Consider the following 17,088-nt stretch of genomic DNA (forward strand, 5'->3'; position numbering starts at 1 on the left):
GTTCGTACTCGTGGGATCGGTGGGACTCGCCCCCGACCTGGCGCTGGAGAAGCGCGGCGTCCGCCAGGAGGTAACCATCGTCGACGCCGAGGTCGCCGGTAAGCGGCACACGTTCACGCTCCGGGGCGACGACGGTCCGCTCGACGAGCCACTGACCTATCAGGGCAGCAACCCCGGCTACCGCATCGGCGACACCCTGACCATGCTCACCGACCCGGACGGGGTGATCGCGCTTGAGGAGGCCGATCGGGTCGACTCCAGTGGCACCCTGGGGTCGCTGGTCCTCGGTGGCATCGGCTGGACTTTCATCGCACTGCTCGCGGGATGGCGTGGGCACGTCCGCCGTCGGGAAGGCCGGTTCGACACCCTGGTGATATAGCGCGCTGATCCAGCACGAGCGAATGAGCCGCTCCGCGTTGATGCCGAGTTCGGCATTACACACCCTTCTCGTCCGGCGATAGTCCGCAACGATGCCACGTCGGCGCCGCTGACGCGACGCACCAGCGCCGCGACCGTCGGCCGGTACGCCTCGTCAGGAGCCCGTCCCGGCGGACCGTGCGAGGGTGCCGTTGAGGTAGAGCCCTTCCTGGCAGGTCCTCGGCGCGGGAGCGCCTACCGGGGTGCCCGGTTGCCGGCAGACGACGGTGAGGGTCACCCGGGCCCCGGCCGGCACCCTGATCGGGGTGACCGAGTGGTAGTCCTGGTTACGGAAGTTCTCCAGCCCGTAGGTGACCACCCGGACGTCGTCGGCGGTCACGGTCAGGGTCCCGGTGTCTCCCTGCGGGTTATCGACCAGGAAATCCGTAATCAGGAGCACCCGGTTGCGGGGCACGGTGTAGCTGCGCGACGCCGACCCGCCGGGGTTGGTCCGCAGCACCAGCGCGGTGGCGAACTGTCCGCTCCCGCTGGCACCGTCGTTACTGCCGGCGGTCCCCGGCGGCGTCGTCGGTGCGGCGGGGGCCACGGTGCGTTCCTGTTCGATGGCGTCTCGCGCCGCCGCGCCGGCAGCCTCGCTCGCCGCCTCCTCCGCCTCGGTCGCGACCCGCGCCACGCCCTCGTCGACGGCCTCCCGGGCGGCGGACGTCACCGCCGGACGCAGCAGCCCGAACCAGAGGGCGAGCAGAAGCAGCAGCAAGGCCAGCAGCAAGGCCAGCAGTTTGAGCAGCCAGGCGGAGAGAACAGGCTGCTGCACCAGTGTGCCGTCCAGGGTGACGGCCCGGCCCGTCGTATCGCTCAGCACGGCCCGGAACGGCAGGTGTCTTGGGGTGCCCCGCCAGAGCAGCCGCCGGGCCCGTACGCCGAGGACGGCCGCGTACCGTTCGCCCGCCGCCAGGGTCGTCGTCCTCGGTCGGGGCGCGAAGCGTAGCTGTTCGGCACCATCGACGGCGGTGACGGTCAGCGTCTCCTCGACATTGCCGCCGTTGACTCCGGCGAGGCGGTAGCGGGCGCCGAGTCGCGCCCGGCGCACCTGCGGCCGTAGTTCCCCGGTCACCTCGGAGAACGGCGCGATGGTCAGCACGGCTTCCTCGACCGTGGCGGTCTGCGGTGCCTCGGAGGGCACCACCCGGACGCCGTACGGCAGCTCCCCGGCGCGGACCTCGGAGGACCGGGGCGGCCGGACGGTGAGCGTGACGGTCTGGCTCGCGCCGGGATAGAGGGAGACCCTCGGTGGGTCGAACGTCGCCCAGGTGCTCGGCATGCCGACCACGTCGAGGTCGTACCCCTCGACGACGTCACCCGAGTTCCGAACCGTCACCGGGATTTCGACGCTCTCGCCCGGCACGACCACCGCCGGAGTCTCCACCAGGCCCAACGAGATGCTCATGTCCCCGACCGTAGGCGCGGCGGGAGCGGCCGGAACCGGCCGCCGGGGTACCGGCGCGGGCAGAACCGCTGCCCGTTAGGTCCGCGTTAGGTGCCCGCGAAGTCCCGTCCGGCACCCTCTGCCGTATCGCCGTGCACCGGCGCGGCGGCACCGTCCGGACCGGACGCCCCGACAGGGGCGTCGAGCTGTGCTGGGAGGTTGTTGTGCACCGTGTCACGGTAAGCGTCCACGCGGAGGACCCGATTTCTCGGCTGGGAGTGGAGAGTCAGCTCCGTTCCCGGCCGGACCTGTGGGTGGTCGAGCCGGGCCAGGAGACATCCGAGAGTGTCGCGCTGGTCGTCATCGACGCCCTCGACGAGTCGGCCGCCCGGCTGCTACGCCGACTGCACCGGGCCGGCCGGGCCAAACTGGTGCTGGTGCCGGCCAGGATCGACGATGCCGGGTTGTCTCTCGCAGTGGAGCACGGCGTGGTGGGAGTGGTCCGGCGCGCCGAGGCGAGCGCGGAACGGCTCAGCCACATCGTCCTGGCCGTCGCCCGTGGCGAGGGCGCGCTCCCCGCCGACCTGCTCGGTCGGCTCATGGCCCAGGTGGGCCGGCTCCAGCGACAGATACTCGAACCGCGCGGCCTCACCCTGCTCGGGTTGAGCACCCGCGAGGTGGACGTGCTGCGGCTGGTCGCGGACGGGCTCGACACCCGGGAGATCGCCAGCAAGCTCTCCTACTCCGAGCGGACTGTGAAGAACGTACTACACGGCGTCACCAGCCGGCTGCAACTGCGCAACCGGGCGCACGCCGTGGCGTACGCCCTGCGCAACGGGTTGATCTGACCACCGGGGCGGTCCCGCCGCAGGCGGGTTGCCTGAACGGGCCGGCACCGTTGCCCCCGACGGTGCCTTCCGGTCCGCACCGGCCGGCCGGAGACCGCCGGACGATGGTGGCTGGCCGCCGGTCACCTCCATCCATCGCACGCCCGTTGAGGTCCACTTGCGACGTTCAATCGGAATCCCCGCCGTACTGGCCGTACTGCTCGTCGGTGCGCTGCCGCCCACCGCCGGGTTCGTCGGCCAGGGCCGGGCCGCGCCCGCGCCAGCCCCGACGGCAGCGCCCGGCCCGGGGCCGAACCCCGAGCTGAGCCAGCGGATCGCGTACGCCGGCACCGGGCACCGCAGCCTCGGGATCGTCCGGGGCGAGGGACCGGCAGCGACCGCGGCCCCGCTCAACGAGTCCGGACCCGACCATTTCGATGACGAGATCTCGGCCCGCGGGTCGGCGACGACCTGGGTGAGTCGACGCGACGAGCGCACCACCGAGGTGTACCTGCGCCGAGGCACCGGCCCGGTGCGCCGGGTCACCCGGAACTCGACCGACGAGTGCCGGCCGGTGCTCTCCCCGGACGGCACTCGGATCGCGTACAGCTCGGCCGCCGGCCGGGACGACGGCGGGCAGGACATCTACGTGGTCGACGTCGACGGCGGCAACACCCGACGGGTGACCGACGGGACCGGCGACAACACCTGGCCGACCTGGTCGCCGGACGGTCGCACGCTGGCCTTCGCGGGGCGACGCGGCACCGACACCCTCCCCCAGATCTACCGGGTGGCCGTCGGCGGCGGCCCGGTCACCCGGGTCACCGCCGAACCCACCGGGGCCACCGAGCCGGCCTGGGACCCGAACCCGACGCACGCACGCATCGCCTACACCGTCGGGCCGGCCGGCCCGCATCCCGAGGTGTGGCTGATCGCGCCGGACGGCACCGGCCGGGTGCGGATGCTGCTGCCCGGCTGGCAGGCCCGGCAGCCGGCGTGGACGGCCGACGGGGCGACCGTGGCGTTCGTGAGCCGTACCTTGCCGGACGGCGAGACGACCGGGAACGTCGACCGGATCTACTCGGTGCTGGTCCGGGACGATCCGTGCGAGTGCGTGGTGGTGCCGCGGCTCGCCGAGGACCGCGACGTCAGCCACCCCACCTGGTACGCCGCCCCGGGCGCCGACACCGAATCGCTGCTGGTCGCCCGGACCAGCGCCCCGGACCGGACCACCGCCACCCTGCAGGACATCCGTCCGGACGGGGTGGATCCCCGCGACCTGCGCGTGCCGGTGCTGCGCGAGGATCCCGGGGCGGCCACCGACTCCCGACTGCTCTGGGAGCCGGTCGACGGCGATCCGTGGTTCGAGCGGCAGGCGTACTCGCCGGACGGGCAGCGGATCGCGGTCAGCCGGTTCGAGACGGTCGACGGCGTCCGGACCGAACGGATCTGGATCGCGGACGCCGACGGCGGCCGGCCACGGCTGCTGCCGGTCGTCGGGCGGGGGCGCGGTGACCGGGAGACGGACCCGGCCTGGTCGCCGGACGGCACCCGGCTCGCCCTGGTCCGCAACTCGCCCGGGAACGGGTCCGGGGCGCCGCGCACCCCGTCCCGGATCGAGGTGGTCGACGTCGACACCGGGCGGCGTCTGCTGGAGCTGCCGGTCCCGGACGCCTTGGCCGGACTCGACGACACCCAGCCGGCCTGGTCGCCCGACGGCAGCCGGCTCGCCTTCACCCGGGGCACCTACCGGGGCGACGTGTCGACGCACATCTGGACCGCCAACGCTACGGACGGACTCGACCAGACGGACCTGACCGCGGCGATCTGCGGCAGCGGGTGCCCGGTCGTCGACGACAGCGCCGCCTTCTCCCCGGACGGCACCCGGCTGGTCTTCAACCGGGAAGCCGACGGCCTGGTCCTGGTCGACCTGGACGACAACCGGTGCCGGCTGCTGCTGCCCGGCGGCGGATCCTGCGCCGTTGCGGTGCCGGACCGCGAGGACGGTCCGCACCAGCCGCGGGACGTCGCCTGGTCGCCAGACGGCGAGCAGCTCGCCTTCTCGGCGCGACGGGCCGAGGACAACAACTCGCCCGAGGCGCTGTGGAGCTATGACCTCGGTGACGGCAGCGTCCGGCCGCTGACCGGGCACCTGCCGGGACGGCAGAAGGAACCGAGTTGGCAACGCCGCTTCGACATCGCCACCGCCGTGTCGGCACCCGCGCCTGGCACCACGGTGGGCGGTCGGACCACGCTGCGGCTCGCTGTCACCGACCAGGGGCCGACCGCGGCCGACGACGTCCGGGGCAGCCTCGACGTGCCACCCGGGCTCTCCGTGACCGGCCTCGACACCCCGGTCGGCGAGTGCGTACTCGCCACCCTGAGCTGCGCGTTGGGCCGCCTTGGCGTGGGACGCACCGTCGAGATCGGGGTCGACCTGGTGGGCACCGCCCCGGGCGACTTCGAACTGACCTGGTCGGTCGAGGCCGACCCGATCGACACGGACCCGTCGGACAACCGCGCGGCGACCACGGTCCGGGTGGTCCCCGCGTCGCCGGGCAGCCCGGCCGACCCGGCGTTGACTCTCTCCCTCGACCCGCAGCCGGGGTACGTCGGCGGTACCGTCACCATCAGGTACACGGTGCGCAACGCCGGTGGGACGACCGCGACCGGTCTGCGGGTCCGGCCGGCTCTGCCCGGCGGGGTACCGGTCGGCGGGGCCCTGGCCAACTGCCCGGCCGACGGCTGCCCGGTGCCGGACCTCGCCCCGGGAGCCGCCGCCACCGTCGCCGGCGTGCTCTCCCCGGGCGCGGCACTGCGCACCACCGTCCGGGGCACCGTCAGCACCACCGGCGGCAACGCCGACCCGGACAACGACACCGCGCGCGGACCGCTGCGGGTGCTCGCCCCACGGATCGTGGCGGTGCCGCCGATCGGGCCGCCCGGGTTCGTCGCCTCGATCCGGGGCGTGGACTTCCCGCCCGGGCGGCCGGTGCGGCTCTCCTGGGACCTCGGGATCACCGCCGCCGCCCCGCCGGTACGCCCGGCGGCCGACGGCAGCTTCACCGCCCAGTTGCCGGTGCTGCCGAAGGACCGGCTGGGCGGCCGGCAGGCGGTGGCCACCGGCGCCGGATTCCGTCCGGCGCGTACACCGTTCCTGGTGGTGCTGCCGGCCCAGCAACCACCCGGACTGCTACACCGGCGTTGGTGACGAGAAATGGGGACGGACGCGTGATACACGAGATCGACGAGGGACTGCGCGGTCTGGTCGTGGACGAGATGCTGGCGGACACCGGGGTGGACGTGTCGTTCGACCCGCCCACCCGGCAGTGGGCGACCCGGCGCAATGCACCGACGGTGAACCTGTTCCTCTACGACATCCGGGAGGACCGGTCACGGCACTTCCAGGGTCGGGTCGCCGAGCGGGACGCCAGCGACCGCACGGTGGCCTGGCACGACGCGCCGCATTTCTTCGCGCTGTCCTACCTGGTCACCGCGTGGACCAATCGACCCACCGACGAGCACCGGCTGCTCGCCGCGCTGCTGGCCGGTCTGGTCCGGTACGACGAACTGCCGGCCGCACGGCTGACCGGCTCGCTGGCGGCGCTGCGCTTGGCGGTGCCGATGGCGGTCGCCGCACCACCCGGCGAGGGGCGGGCGCTGGCCGACGTGTGGACCGCGCTCGGTGGAGAACTCAAACCCTCGTTGGACCTGGTGGTCGTCGCACCGGTGTCGACCCGCCGGATCGTGGCCGCGCCGCCGGTCCGGGAACGGATTGTCCTGGTCGGCGACACCGCCGGGCGCCTGGCGCGCCTTCGCAGCCACACCGCCGCGCCGCGCCGCCGGGACGACGGCCGGGACGGGGCGGAGCGGGTCGAGGCCGGTTCGCGACCCGAGCCGGACGGCCGGCAGCGGAACCACCGGGACGACCGGTGAGCGGCGTGGACTGCATCGGGTACCTGTGGGACCGGCTCGGGCTGGTCGCGACCCGGGTCGCTCGACTGGTCGCCGATCGGCGCCGGGACGACCCCCGGCCGGACGACCCGTTCCGGGGCCTGTATCTCTCCGCGGACGACGCCGACCGCCTGGTGGCCCGGTCCCCCGGATCGGGGCCGGTGGATCCCGCCGAGCAGCGGGCGCGGGCGGCGGCGGAGGAGCGGGCGGACCGGGCGGCCGAGGTCGGAACCGAGCCCCGGCTCCGGCGACTGGCCGACGCCTTCGGGCTCACCGGCCTGGACGTGGAGGTGTTGCTCGTCGCGCTGCTTCCCGACGTCGAAGCCCGGTACGAGCGGCTCTACGGCTACCTCAACGACGACGTCAGCCGGCGCCGGGCGACCGTGGGGCTGGCCCTGGAGCTGTGCGGGGCGACGCCGGGCGACGCCGTCGGCCGGTCCCGGTTCACCGGATCGGCGCCGCTGGTCGCCGGCGGGCTGTTGATGGTCGAGCAGCCGGACCAGCCGTACCTGTCCCGCTCGTTGCGGGTGCCCGACCGGGTCGCCGCGCACCTGCTCGGCGACGACACGCCGGACCCCCGGCTGGTCGGGGTGGCCTGGCCGACGGAGGACCATGCCGCCGCCGAACCGCCCGGCGAGGTGTCCGACGGATCGGAGCGGGCCCGGATCGCCGAGCGGCTCGGCGACGCGCTGCGCTCCGGGGTGAGCCTGGGCTACCTGCGGGAGCGTCCCGGCGGCGCAGCCGACGATCTGGCCGTCGCGGCGCTGGTCCGGGCCGGCCGGTCCGTGCTACGGCTCGACCTGGACGCGCTGGCCGCCGACCCTGCCCCCGCGGAGTTGCTGGCCGCAGCGGTACGGGAGGCCCGGCTGCGCGGTGCCGGCCTGGTCGCCGGCCCGATCCAGGCACTCGACCCGGTCGGCAGGCCGGAGCACGCCCGGCTGCTGCGCCGACTCGCCGACCAGCCGGTGCCGGTGCTGCTCACCGGATCGAACGAGTGGGATCCACACTGGACACAACGGGCACCGCTGCTGGTCACCACCCCGCCACTGGACGAGCAGGGCCGGGCCAGGCTGTGGCGGGCTGCCGGCGGGACCCAGGACGCGGACCGCCCCGCCGGTTGGGCCGACGGCGTGGACCCGGCGCGCGAGTTGGCGCCGTACCTGCTCGGCGCCGACCAGATACGCCGGGCCGCGCAGGCCGCCGACCAGCTCGCCCTCCTCGCCGGCGCCGACCAGGTCGACGCCGACCACCTGCACGCCGGGGTACGCGGGCAGAACGCCGGCGGCCTGGCCCGGCTGGCGCGACGTATCGAACCCGGTGTCGGCTGGATCGACCTGGTGCTCCCCGATCCGGTGCACGACCAACTCCAAGAGCTGGCGCTCCGGGTGCGGTACCGGGACCGGGTGCTGGGCCGGTGGCGGATGCGCCCCGGCGGCGGGCGGGGCCGGGGCGTACTGGCGCTGTTCGCCGGCGACTCCGGCACCGGCAAGACCATGTCGGCGGAGGTGGTCGCCGCCGACCTCGGCCTGGACCTGTACGTCGTGGACCTCTCCACCGTGGTGGACAAGTACGTCGGCCAGACGGAGAAGAACCTGGAGCGGATCTTCACCGAGGCGGCCGGGGTCAACGGCCTGCTCCTGTTCGACGAGGCGGACGCGATCTTCGGCAAGCGGTCCGAGGTCAAGGACGCCCACGACCGCTACGCCAACCTGGAGAGCGCCTACCTGCTGCAACGGATGGAGTCCTTCGACGGCGTCGCGGTGCTGACCACGAACCTGCGGGCCAACCTGGACGAGGCGTTCACCCGGCGACTCGACCTGATCGTCGACTTCGCGATGCCGGACGTGGCGCAGCGGCGCGCGCTCTGGGACCGCTGTCTCGGCACCGAACTGCCCCGCGACGATGACCTGGACCTCGACTTCTGTGCCCGCAACTTCGAGCTGTCCGGCGGCAGCATCCGGGCCTGCGTGGTCACCGCGGCTTACCTGGCGGCGGAGGCGGGTCGACCGGTACAGATGGCGGACCTGATCGGCGCGGTGCAGCGGGAGTACCGCAAGCTCGGCCGGTTGCTCCTGGAGAGCGAGTTCGGCGAGCACCGACCGCGCGGAGAGCCCGCGCGGGTCCACTGAGCACGGGAGGACAGCCATGCGCGCCCACGACCCACCGGACCGCGACGTCCGGCCCCGCCCCGCCCAACCGGGCCGCCCCGCCCAACCGGGCCGCGCCGCCCAACCGGCCCGGCCGAACGCCGGCCGCGCCGCGCTCACCGATCCGACGGCCGCGATACTCACCCTGCAACGCCGAGCGGGCAACGCCGCGGTCGCCCGAGCGATACAGGGGTCGACGGCGCACCAGGTGCTCCGCGCCGCCGGCAGCCCGTTGCCGGAACCGGTACGTCACGACATGGAAGCCCGCCTCGGCGCCGACTTCTCCGACGTACGACTGCACACCGACGCCCTGGCCCAACGCTCCGCCACAGAGCTCGGCGCCCGCGCCTACACCTCCGGCCACCACATCGTCGCCGGGGCCGGTGGCATCGACCGACACACCCTCGCCCACGAGCTCACCCACGTCATCCAACAACGCGGCGGCCCCGTCCCCGGAACCGACAACGGCCACGGCCTGTCGGTGTCCGACCCGGGCGACGCCTTCGAACGCGCCGCGGAGGCCAACGCGACCCGGGCCCTGGCCGCGCCCAGACCAGAGGCCGGAGGCGAGAACCGGACCGCGAGTTCTGGAGGCGCGGGGCCGACCGCACACACACCGGTCCAACGCTGGGCGTGGATCAAGGACGATCTGATCACACCGGACGACACCAGCGTCGTCAAGAACGACGACATGCGGAGTAGGGCCACCGAGCAACTGGTGCACGTCTACGAAGACGAGAAGGAGTTCCGCGACCACGCGGCCGACCGGACGGACCACATCGGCAACCTGCCGCCTGGCGCGCCCAGCGCCGACACCTGGGTGCGCTTTCCCACCACGGGCACCAACGTGCTCGGCGAGCAACACGACCACGTCACGCTCGATCACGTCCTGACGGCGGTCGGGTCGAGAAGTTTCACCTACGAGGGATTCGCGTTCGACAAGATACCCTCGGGCTCGGCGCTGAAGACGGCGTACAAGGATGCCAACCAGTCCCGCTTCAACGATTTCGGGATCGCCGGCGAGAAGAAGAAGTCCCGGTTCGGCGCCGAGTCGCTGTACCCGAAGATGGGCTACCTGATGACCGAGGTGCTGCCGTCTCTCAAGAAACAGGAGACCGCCGGACTCCGGCAGGGCTCGCACACGGGGCAGATGGGCCAGCGCGGTGTCAAGATGGCCTGGGCCTATGCTCGCGACGCCACGGAGTCGAGGTCGACGCTCGTCTCGAACGTTTTCAAGGGGGTCTTCCCGACGAAGGGGGAACTGGAGGCCCGGGAGAAGCTGGCTGAGGCGTTCAAGGCGGATGAACGGACGCTCGACGGGTTCATCACCAACCTTTCGACCAATGGCTATCTGGGTACCTCTCTGCAAGCCCTCGGCGCCCAGGAGCGAGCAGCCGTGTTCGCCGCACTGACGCGGTTCTCCGAAGCGTTTATCGAGGCGATGTTCCTCCAGGTCAGCACCGACAAGAACCTGGACAAGAATGAGCATGCGACCCTGCAGGGCGCCCGTGAGCAAAACGTCACCTATCGAGGAATCTTCCTCGAGGCGCGCGATATGCATTTCGGGCACGCCGCGCGGGACGCGATGAAGAAGGGCGTCCGCTATATCGGGATGGGCTCGCTACACCTCGAGGAGTTGATCGAGCGCGGACACGTTGCGAGGGACCGGGCGTTCGACATGACGCCGGACGGCAAGCACCTCAACGAGGCCGAGGACCTGACCAGGGACCGTACCGCCAAGGCCCAGGCCGCCGGTCTGTAGTGAACGGGTCCAATGACCACAGGAGAACGGCCATGCGCGCGCACGATCCAGCGTCCCGCGACGTCCGGGCCCACCCCGCCCAGCCGAACCGGCCAGCGAACGGCCCCGCTGCGCCGACCGGTTCGGCGGCCGCGATACTCGCCCTGCAACGCCAAGCCGGCAACGCCGCGGTGAACGAGGCGATACAGCGGCTGCGTACCGAGATCGAGCCAGGTCAGGAAGACGGCCACCACGAACCCGACAGCGGTCTCCAGCCCGGACCGGAGCCGGTACAGCGGTCGGCGGTGCACGAGGTGCTGCGCTCGGCCGGTACCCCACTGGCCGAGCCGGTACGGCGGGACATGGAGGCCCGACTCGGCGCCGACTTCTCCGACGTACGACTGCACACCGGCGCCCTCGCCCAGCGCTCGGCGGCCGAGGTCGACGCCCGCGCGTACACCTCGGGCAGCCACGTGGTGATCGGCCAGGGCGGGGCCGACCGGCACACCCTGGCCCACGAACTCACGCACGTCATCCAACAGCGCTCCGGCCCGGTCGCCGGCAGCGAGGACGGTCACGGCCTGCGAATCTCCGATCCGGGCGATGCGTTCGAACGGGCCGCCGAGGCGAACGCGCGGCAGGCCCTCGGTCAGCGACCGGCGCGGCCGGAAACCCACGAGACGGCCGAACCGGCCGGGCCGCCGTCGGGTACCCCAGCGGTCCAACGGGTGATGGTGACAACCCACGACGAGCTGCACAGCGAACCGCCTGGCCCGTCGATCACGCTCCGCGGCCCGGGCCAGCCGGGCACCGCTCACCAGGTGGGCGATCAACAGACCTGGGACATGCTGAGCCTCGCTCACCGGGCTTCCACCGGGCGGGCGCCGGGCACCAATCAACCGATCGACCTCGACACCGACCTCACCTCGCTGATCGAGATGAGCCCGGAGACGGCGACCGGGCAACAGCTCGGCCGTTCCCTGGGTAGCGTGGCGGAGCAGGCGGGTATTCCGCGTACGGTCGGCTCCCGCCGACGCGACAACGCCGAGATGATGGAACTACTGGGCCGCGAGGATCCGGCGACCCGCCCGTACTGGGAGGCTCAGGCCGCGCGGGACCAACAGCTCGCCCACGATGCGGTGGCCCGGGCCGGGCGGTACCAGCAGGAGGACGGCGCCCAGGACGCGCAGGCCACCAGGAACGAGACGGCCATGCTGCTGGACGGGATCTCGGCGCCCGCAGACGTCGCCGCCGGCCTGCTCCTGCTCGGCAGGGACGGTCTGGTCGTCGGCGGGTCGCACACGGCGGAGGCGTTCTTCCCCTGGGCCACGGACAACATGGCGAAGCTGTACACGCACGGGGTGCGGACCCTCTACCTCGAGGCGTTCCGGGAGGACGCGCACCAACGCCTGGTCGACGACTACCTGAGCAGCGGCACGATGAGTCCGCAACTGGCCAACTTCTGCAAGACCTACCAGTCGAAGTGGGACCTCGTCCCGTTCCTGGCGGCGGCCCGCGCCACGGGTATGCGGATCAAGGGCATCGCCAGCCGCCCGGCGCGCCGGGCCGGAGCCAGCATGGAGGAACAGCAACACCGGCGCGCGGTCATGATGAACACGTACGGCGAGCAGGTGATCCGGTGGGACCGGGCGATGTTGGGCGGGGGAGGCAATCCGTCCAACGACCCTGGCAAGTACCTGGTGCAGGTCGGCGCGGCGCACGCCCGTACGCACACCAACACCGCGCCGAACCCGGTCGAGGTGGAGGAAGTGCGGCTACCCAACCAGTTCCCGGGCATCAACGAACTGCTCAACGTCCCCGCCGTGCGCCTCGAAGACCGTACCGACGGCGACCGGTCGTTCCGCCCCATCTGACCCGAGCACGGCCTGCGGACGTGCACCGTGGGTCGGCGGGTCAGGCCAACCGCAGTGCCCGCTTGAGGAAGATGACCGCCTGGGTGATGGCCGCCTCGGCCGCCTCGGTGCCGCGCAGCGCGTCGAGCATCACGAAGTCGTGGACGATGCCCTGGTACCGGGTCGCCGAGACCGGGACCCCGGCCGCCCGCAGCCGGTGGGCGTACGCCTCGCCCTCGTCGCGGAGCACGTCGGCCTCGGCCGTGATCACGAGTGCCGGAGGCAGCCCGGCGAGCTGCCCGAGATCCGCCCGCAGCGGCGAGGCGGTCACCTCGGCCCGGACCGCCTCGTCCGGCGCGTACTGGTCCCAGTACCAGCGCATCGCGTCGCGGCGCAGATGGAAGCCCTCGGCAAAGGTCCGGTACGACGGGGTCTCGAACCGCGCGTCGGTGACCGGGTAGAAGAGCACCTGCCCGACCGGTCTCGGGCCGGCGTGCCGCTTCGCCAGCAGGGTCACCGCGGCGGCCAGGTTGGCGCCCACCGAGTCGCCGGCCACGGCCACCAGTTGGCCGTCGAGGTCCGCCGCCCCGGACCCGGCGAGCCAGCACAGCACCGCGTAGCACTCCTGCACCGCCAGCGGATAACGCGCCTCGGGCGAGAGGCTGTAGTGCGGAAAGACCACCGCCGCGCCGGTGCCGACGGCCAGCTCCCGGATCAGCCGGTCGTGAGTGCGGCAGTCGCCGAAGACCCAGCCGGCGCCGTGCAGGTAGAGGACCACCGGCAACCGGCCGATGGCGCCCGCCGGCCGGACGATCCGGATCGGCACCGCACGGGCCGGATCCGCACGTACCGTCCGGTCCTCCAGATCCGCGTCGGGCCTGGCGAGGTTCCCGGACTGGAGTTCGGCGAGGAACCGCCGGCCCCGCTCCGGGCCCAACTGGTGCAGGTACGGCGGGCTCGCGGTCGCCTCGACGAACCGCCGGGCGGCGGGCTCCAGCACGATCATCCGAGCACTCCGGGAATCCGGGCCGCGAGCGCGGCGGGAAGGGCCGAGGTCACCCTCGGGTACGCGGAGTCTCCCGGCACCCGCCCGGGCAGACATCCGCCATTTGACGGTGCCCGCCCGGAACTGCCCCATCGGGTAGCAACGGCTTCCCCCGTGCCCGCCCGTCGGGTCGTGGTTCCCGGTCCCGCGCCGACCCAGACTTCTCCCACGGATCGCTGTCGTGCCCGAGGGAGCTGTCATGCCGTCGTACCTGTCACCCGGGGTGTACGTGGAGGAGGTGCCGAGCGGCTCGCGCCCGATCGAGGGGGTGGGTACCGCCGTCGCCGCCTTCGTGGGCTTCGCCGCCAGGGGGCCGTTCAACACCGCGACCCTGGTGACGAACTGGAGCCAGTTCATCCAGACGTTCGGGGAGATGGTCTCCGACGCCTACCTGGCGCACGCGGTGTACGCCTACTTCGCCAACGGCGGCGGCGCCTGCTACGTGGTCCGGATCGGTGCCCCGGCGGCGTCCACCGGCGGGAGTGCGGCGGGCACGGCGGTCACCGGTCCGCCGGTGCCGCTCGGCACCTTCACGGTCACCGCGCTGGCCGGCTCCGGCGACGCCGGTGAGCTGACCGTGGAGGTGGCCGACGTCGAGGGTGAGTCCGTGCCGGAGGACCGGTTCAGACTGGTGGTCCGGCAGAACGGCGCGGAACGGGAGACGTTCGAGGTCTCCGCGAAGCGGAACACCAAGGCGTACGTGGTCAACCAGGTGCGGGAGCGGTCGAGGCTGATCGCGGTCGAGGAGGCGGCGCCGGCGAACGCGCTGGCCCGGCCCGCGAAGCAGTCGGTGGCCGTACCACCGGCACCGGCCGACGGGGCCGGCCTGCCCGCCCGGGTTTCCGCCGACGACTACGTCGGCGACGCGGACGCCCGGACCGGCTTCGGCGGCCTGGAGGCGATCGACGAGATCACCATGGTCGCGGTGCCCGATCTGATGAGCGCGTACCAGCAGGGGCGGATCGGCCTCGACGACGTCAAGGCGGTCCAGTTGGCGGTCATCTCGCACTGCGAGCAGATGGGCGACCGGATGGCGATCCTCGACCCGCCGCCGGAGCTGACCGCCCGCCAGGTGCTGACCTGGCGGCAGGCCGAGGCGGGGTACGACTCCCGGTTCGCCGCCCTCTACTACCCGTGGGTCAAGGTGTTCGACCCGGCCAGCGGCCAGCACCGGTTCCTGCCGCCGAGCGGACACGTCGCCGGGCTGTGGTCGCGTACCGACGCGGAGCGCGGGGTGCACAAGGCACCCGCGAACGACGTGCTCCGGGGCGTGATCGAGGTGCAGAACGCGGTGACGAAGGGCGAGCAGGACCTGCTCAACCCGGTCGGGGTGAACTGCATCCGCGCCTTCCCTGGCCGGGGGATCCGGGTGTGGGGCGCCCGGACCCTCTCCTCCGATCCCTCCTGGCGCTACATCAACGTGCGCCGGCTGTTCAACTACATCGAGGAGTCGATCCTGCTCGGGACCCAGTGGGCGGTCTTCGAGCCGAACGACGAGCGGCTCTGGGGCACGATCCGGCGCAACATCGCCGCGTTCCTCATCGAGGAGTGGCGCGGCGGGGCGCTGTTCGGCAGCACCGCCGCCGAGGCCTTCTACGTCAAGTGCGACCGGGAGACCAACCCACCGGAGTCCGTCGACCGCGGCCGGGTGGTCTGCGAGGTCGGGGTCTCCCCGGTGAAGCCGGCCGAGTTCGTCGTCTTCCGGCTGTCCCAGTACTCCGACAGCAGCAGCCTCGTCTCGGAATGACCCGGGACGCACTCTCCATAGTGGACGTCGACGTGGCGGCTAGGAAAGGACGGTAACCAGCGATGGCGGAGACGGGCGACACCTTTGTGACCCACCGGTTCCAGGTGGAGCTGGGCAAGGCCCGGGTCGAGTCGGTCCAGGAGGTCAGCGGCCTCACCGTGGAACTCGACGCGATCGAGGTCACCCAGGTCACCCCGACCGGGGAGTACATCATCCGCAAGATTCCCGGGGCGCGGAAGGGCGGCGAGGTGACCATCACCCGCGGCCTGGACAAGAGCAGCGCGTTCACCGAGTGGATCAAGGACACCTACGAGAAGGGCGCGATCAACACGGCCCGGCAGAACATCAGCGTCATCATCGTGGACGCGGAGAACGCGGAGCAGCGCCGGTGGGACCTGACCAACGCCTGGGTGAGCCGGTGGGAGGGGCCCAGCCTGCGGGCCGGCGACACGTCGCCGGCCACCGAGAAGATCACGATCGTCTTCGAGGGCATCACCAGCTCCTGAGGTGCGACGGCGGTTCCTGACGTCCCGGTGCACCCGCACCGATTCTGTGAAGGGAGGTAGCGGCGGTTGTCCGGCCCACCACGGCCGGGCTCGCCCGCCGCGAGGTCGATGAGGCGACGTACCGTTTCGCACACCGCCCTGGACGAGCCGCCGGACGGGGCGGACTCCGTCCCCGTCTCCGGGGCGGCCCCGCCCGCGCCGCCGAGGCTGCAGACCGAGTTCTCCTTCGAACTCCCCCGGGGCTACGTCGACGAGGCGGGCACCCTGCACCGGGACGGCAGCATGCGGCTGGCCACCGCCCGGGACGAACTCGCCCCGCTGGTCGACCTGAGGGTCAAGGACAATCCCGCGTACCTGTCGGTCGTGCTGCTCAGCATGGTCATCACCCGGCTGGGCACGGTCACCGAGGTACGGGCCGAGCAGGTGGAACGGCTGTTCGCCTCGGACCTGGCCTTCCTGCAGGACTTCTACCGGCGAATCAACGCGGAGGGGCACAGTCGCGCGGCGGTCACCTGCCCGCACTGCGCATCGGGCTTCGAGGTGGATCTCGCCGGTGGTCGCCCGGGGGAATCGTGACGTACGCGACCGACCGGCTCTACGAGGAGGTCGCGTACGTCGCCTACCACTTCCACTGGTCCCGGGACGAGATCCTCGACCTGCGTCACGACGAACGACGGCGCTACGTCACGGAGATCGCCGCCATCAACAACCGCGTCAACGAAGGGCGGTGACCGGCGATGGGCGTACGCGGCCTGCTCCGGCGGTGGCGTGGACCGGTCCGGGCCACGGTGGCCCCGACGCCGGAGCCGGCTCCGGGACCGGGCCGGGACACCGCCGATCCGGGCTGGCGGGGTGTGCCACCGATGGCCGGTCTGGTCACCGGTGCCGAGGTGTCACTCAGCGACCCGGTCGGGTTCCGGGGCCGGTTGGCCACCTGGCAGAACCCCGCCTTCCGGAGCCCACTGGCGCACCTGGTCAGCCCGGACGCGCCGAGCGGGTTGGCGTACGACCTGCTCCGTCCGCTGCCACCGGCACCGGCGGCGATGACCCGGCCCGTCCTGCCGGTGCGCCGCGGGCCCGACCCGGGACCACCGACCTCCCCGTCCCTCGGTGAACCGCCCGACTCCGACGTCCGTCCGACAGCCGGGGCCGGAGGTGCAGTCCCGACCGGTGCCGCCACGACGCCACCCGCCGGGGCGACGCCGGTACGTCCCTCCCCCGCTCGTCGGACCGGTACGCCGTTGACGGTCGCGCGGGTCGCCGCCGCGCCTCGGCGACTGCCCGCTGCCTTGCCCGACCTCACCAGTCACCCCTTCCGGCCGCCGGCCTCCGCCGCCCGGACCGGGGCGGACCTCGGCGGCTCCCTCGCGAACTCCGGCGGTTCCGGCAACGCCTCGTCGGCGCCGTCCCGGGTGACGTCGCAGCACGGCACGTCGCCCGTGGCTCCGGACTCCTCCGCCACGG

Annotated in this window: 13 protein-coding genes and 1 pseudogene; 11 read left to right on the forward strand and 3 right to left on the reverse strand. The window is 72.7% G+C overall.

The features are described from left to right. Positions 1-379 (forward strand): annotated as a pseudogene (locus AAH979_RS37750) (hypothetical protein); the annotation flags it as partial. 153 nt (positions 380-532) lie between these two features. On the opposite strand, the gene AAH979_RS37755 reads toward AAH979_RS37750, so the two are convergent. Beyond that, on the reverse strand, positions 533-1,825 hold the full coding sequence (locus tag AAH979_RS37755; protein WP_346262932.1) for a hypothetical protein: 1,293 nt from the start codon (positions 1,823-1,825) through the stop codon (positions 533-535). 203 nt (positions 1,826-2,028) lie between these two features. On the opposite strand from AAH979_RS37755, the gene AAH979_RS37760 reads away from it, so the two are divergent. The 6 genes from AAH979_RS37760 (at position 2,029) to AAH979_RS37785 (ending at position 12,347) form a co-directional block, all read left to right on the forward strand. Then, entirely contained in the window at positions 2,029-2,652 is a 624-nt protein-coding gene (locus AAH979_RS37760) for a response regulator transcription factor (protein WP_346262933.1), read from the forward strand. Between the two features lie 157 nt (positions 2,653-2,809). Next, positions 2,810-5,842, forward strand: coding sequence for a hypothetical protein (locus AAH979_RS37765; protein ID WP_346262934.1), 3,033 nt, complete (start codon positions 2,810-2,812; stop codon positions 5,840-5,842). Positions 5,843-5,862: 20 nt separating this feature from the next. Further along, the gene (locus AAH979_RS37770; RefSeq protein WP_346262935.1) at positions 5,863-6,567 is read left to right on the forward strand and encodes a DUF4255 domain-containing protein; all 705 of its coding nucleotides are present in this window, start codon (positions 5,863-5,865) and stop codon (positions 6,565-6,567) included. Then, on the forward strand, positions 6,564-8,714 hold the full coding sequence (locus tag AAH979_RS37775) for an ATP-binding protein (protein ID WP_346262936.1): 2,151 nt from the start codon (positions 6,564-6,566) through the stop codon (positions 8,712-8,714). The genes AAH979_RS37770 and AAH979_RS37775 overlap by 4 nt, the downstream gene beginning before the upstream one ends. A 16-nt stretch (positions 8,715-8,730) precedes the next feature. Then, positions 8,731-10,494, forward strand: a complete 1,764-nt coding sequence (locus tag AAH979_RS37780; RefSeq protein ID WP_346262937.1) for a DUF4157 domain-containing protein — start codon at positions 8,731-8,733, stop codon at positions 10,492-10,494. Positions 10,495-10,526: 32 nt separating this feature from the next. Then, complete coding sequence (locus tag AAH979_RS37785; protein WP_346262938.1) at positions 10,527-12,347, forward strand: DUF4157 domain-containing protein; 1,821 nt, start codon at positions 10,527-10,529, stop codon at positions 12,345-12,347. 40 nt (positions 12,348-12,387) lie between these two features. Here AAH979_RS37785 and AAH979_RS37790 read toward each other — a convergent pair whose 3' ends face one another. Further along, on the reverse strand, positions 12,388-13,332 hold the full coding sequence (locus AAH979_RS37790; RefSeq protein ID WP_346262939.1) for an alpha/beta hydrolase: 945 nt from the start codon (positions 13,330-13,332) through the stop codon (positions 12,388-12,390). 238 nt (positions 13,333-13,570) lie between these two features. Here AAH979_RS37790 and AAH979_RS37795 point away from each other — a divergent pair, with 238 nt between their 5' ends. From AAH979_RS37795 to AAH979_RS37810, 4 genes are all read left to right on the forward strand, one after another. Then, positions 13,571-15,118, forward strand: a complete 1,548-nt coding sequence (locus AAH979_RS37795; protein WP_346262940.1) for a phage tail sheath subtilisin-like domain-containing protein — start codon at positions 13,571-13,573, stop codon at positions 15,116-15,118. A gap of 62 nt (positions 15,119-15,180) precedes the next feature. After that, positions 15,181-15,624, forward strand: a complete 444-nt coding sequence (locus AAH979_RS37800) for a phage tail protein (RefSeq protein ID WP_203869023.1) — start codon at positions 15,181-15,183, stop codon at positions 15,622-15,624. Between the two features lie 108 nt (positions 15,625-15,732). Then, entirely contained in the window at positions 15,733-16,200 is a 468-nt protein-coding gene (locus AAH979_RS37805) for a hypothetical protein (protein WP_346262941.1), read from the forward strand. Next, positions 16,197-16,355 carry a DUF6760 family protein gene (locus tag AAH979_RS37810; protein WP_346262942.1) on the forward strand — a complete coding sequence of 53 codons (159 nt, stop codon included), beginning with the start codon at positions 16,197-16,199 and terminating at the stop codon, positions 16,353-16,355. The genes AAH979_RS37805 and AAH979_RS37810 overlap by 4 nt, the downstream gene beginning before the upstream one ends. A 575-nt stretch (positions 16,356-16,930) precedes the next feature. Here AAH979_RS37810 and AAH979_RS37815 read toward each other — a convergent pair. After that, entirely contained in the window at positions 16,931-17,086 is a 156-nt protein-coding gene (locus AAH979_RS37815; protein ID WP_346262943.1) for a hypothetical protein, read from the reverse strand. Positions 17,087-17,088 lie beyond the last annotated feature (2 nt).

This window comes from Plantactinospora sp. ZYX-F-223 (assembly GCF_039649625.1).
Classification (GTDB): Bacteria; Actinomycetota; Actinomycetes; order Mycobacteriales; family Micromonosporaceae; genus Plantactinospora.

Bases quoted from the DNA above. Each gene is read 5' to 3' on its own strand.
- AAH979_RS37755 (WP_346262932.1), bottom strand. From the start codon at position 1,825: ATGAGCATCTCGTTGGGCCTGGTGGAGACTCCGGCGGTGGTCGTGCCG.
- AAH979_RS37780 (WP_346262937.1), top strand. From the start codon at position 8,731: ATGCGCGCCCACGACCCACCGGACCGCGACGTCCGGCCCCGCCCCGCC.
- AAH979_RS37785 (WP_346262938.1), top strand. From the start codon at position 10,527: ATGCGCGCGCACGATCCAGCGTCCCGCGACGTCCGGGCCCACCCCGCC.
- AAH979_RS37790 (WP_346262939.1), bottom strand. From the start codon at position 13,332: ATGATCGTGCTGGAGCCCGCCGCCCGGCGGTTCGTCGAGGCGACCGCG.
- AAH979_RS37795 (WP_346262940.1), top strand. From the start codon at position 13,571: ATGCCGTCGTACCTGTCACCCGGGGTGTACGTGGAGGAGGTGCCGAGC.
- AAH979_RS37800 (WP_203869023.1), top strand. From the start codon at position 15,181: ATGGCGGAGACGGGCGACACCTTTGTGACCCACCGGTTCCAGGTGGAG.
- AAH979_RS37805 (WP_346262941.1), top strand. From the start codon at position 15,733: ATGAGGCGACGTACCGTTTCGCACACCGCCCTGGACGAGCCGCCGGAC.